This is a genomic window from Microbulbifer maximicatervae (SeqCode), assembly GCF_052467305.1.
In genome coordinates, this window is sequence record NZ_CP174306.1 from 4,510,001 (window position 1) to 4,512,500 (window position 2,500).

2 rRNA genes (1 of these 2 only partly in view) are annotated in these 2,500 nt (G+C 51.9%); both read right to left on the reverse strand.

The features are described from left to right. Positions 1 to 375 precede the first annotated feature (375 nt). Positions 376 to 491 (reverse strand): 5S ribosomal RNA (rrf, locus tag ACJJI4_RS19620). 203 nt (positions 492 to 694) lie between these two features. Continuing rightward, a 23S ribosomal RNA gene (locus ACJJI4_RS19625) occupies positions 695 to 2,500 on the reverse strand; it runs 1,076 nt beyond the window's last position.

The window sequence follows — 2,500 nt, forward strand, 5'->3', positions numbered from 1 at the left end:
GGTTATCGGAAACATTGGACCCACACTGTAGGCGGGCAGTGCTCGTCAGTCTGCGGTGCATGGCACCGGGTTTGTGAACGGCTTACATAGCAGCGCAGGCAGGCGAGATAGTGAAAATATTTACTGTACTCCAAAAAGAAAGCCCCGGTAGCGCAGCCGGTGTAGGTTTATTTTTTAGAAACCTGACAGCTGGTGTCGGTTTAGCCTGCCGAAGGCCGCTCGGAGGGTGAGAGCCACAGCTCGAACCACTATGACTTTGCGCGTAGCGCATCTCTCTTCTTTCCCTTTCTAGTTTTTTTACTTATTGTTTTTGAAAATATTTTTTAGCCATAAAAAAAAGGGCCACCCTATTGGGTGGCCCTTTTCGGATTAGAAGCCTGACGATGACCTACTCTCACATGGGGAAGCCCCACACTACCATCGGCGATGTTGCGTTTCACTTCTGAGTTCGGCAAGGGATCAGGTGGTTCCACAACTCTATTGTCGTCAGGCAAACTGGCTTGGGTTGGCGTTGGTCTTATAAGCAAAGTGCTTGGCCTGCCGTGTTATCGCTGTTTGCCTCGGTCATGTTGGTGACCGGCGATAACCCCAAATAAGTCGGTAAAACAATCTGTAGTAATACACCGCAAGCGATCGTATGTCTCTAACTCACAATCCGCTAGCTTAGCTAGTCGTTAGTAACCATCTCTGTTGTATGGTCAAGCCGCACGGGCAATTAGTACTGGTTAGCTCAACGCCTCACAACGCTTCCACACCCAGCCTATCAACGTGGTAGTCTTCCACGGCCCTTCAGGAGGCTCAAGGCCTCAGGGAGATCTTATCTTGAAGGAGGCTTCCCGCTTAGATGCTTTCAGCGGTTATCCCGTCCGAACATAGCTACCCGGCAATGCCACTGGCGTGACAACCGGAACACCAGAGGTTCGTTCACTCCGGTCCTCTCGTACTAGGAGCAACTCTTCTCAAATCTCCAACGCCCACGGCAGATAGGGACCGAACTGTCTCACGACGTTCTAAACCCAGCTCGCGTACCACTTTAAATGGCGAACAGCCATACCCTTGGGACCGGCTTCAGCCCCAGGATGTGATGAGCCGACATCGAGGTGCCAAACACCGCCGTCGATGTGAACTCTTGGGCGGTATCAGCCTGTTATCCCCGGAGTACCTTTTATCCGTTGAGCGATGGCCCTTCCATACAGAACCACCGGATCACTATGACCTACTTTCGTACCTGCTCGACATGTCTGTCTCGCAGTCAAGCGCACTTATACCATTATGCTCATTGCATGATTTCCGACCATGCTGAGTGCACCTTCGTACTCCTCCGTTACTCTTTGGGAGGAGACCGCCCCAGTCAAACTACCCACCATACACTGTCCTCGATCCGGATAACGGACCAGAGTTAGAACCTCAAACATACCAGGGTGGTATTTCAAGGACGGCTCCACAACAACTAGCGTCGCTGCTTCAAAGCCTCCCACCTATCCTACACAAATAGGCTCAAAGTTCAGTGCAAAGCTGTAGTAAAGGTTCACGGGGTCTTTCCGTCTAGCCGCGGGTACACTGCATCTTAACAGCGATTTCAATTTCACTGAGTCTCTGGTGGAGACAGCGTGGCCATCGTTACGCCATTCGTGCAGGTCGGAACTTACCCGACAAGGAATTTCGCTACCTTAGGACCGTTATAGTTACGGCCGCCGTTTACCGGGGCTTCGATCAAGAGCTTCGCCGAAGCTAACCCCATCAATTAACCTTCCGGCACCGGGCAGGCGTCACACCCTATACGTCCTCTTACGAGTTTGCAGAGTGCTATGTTTTTAATAAACAGTCGCAGCCACCTGGTCACTTCGACCGGCCTCAGCTTAGGGAGCAAGTCCCATCACCAAAACCGGCGTACCTTCTCCCGAAGTTACGGTACCATTTTGCCTAGTTCCTTCACCAGAGTTCTCTCAAGCGCCTTGGTATTCTCTACCTGACCACCTGTGTCGGTTTAGAGTACGATTCACTATTACCTGAAGCTTAGAAGTTTTTCCTGGAAGCAGGGCATCAACCACTTCACCCACTAAGTGGGCTTCGTCATCAGTTCTCAGCCTTAGGGACCCGGATTTGCCTAAGTCCCCAGCCTACAACCTTAAACATGGACAACCAATCGCCATGCTGGCCTAGCCTTCTCCGTCACTCCGTCGCAGTAATAGCGAGTACAGGAATATTAACCTGTTTCCCATCGACTACGGCTTTCGCCCTCGCCTTAGGGGTCGACTAACCCTGTCCCGATTAGCGTTGGACAGGAACCCTTGGTCTTCCGGCGGGGAGGTTTTTCACCTCCCTTATCGTTACTCATGTCAGCATTCGCACTTGTGATACCTCCAGCAGACCTCCCGATCCACCTTCAACGGCTTACACAACGCTCCTCTACCATGCTCCTAAGAGCATCCGCAGCTTCGGTTATCAGTTTGAGCCCCGGTATATCTTCCGCGCAGGCCGACTCGACTAGTGAGCTATT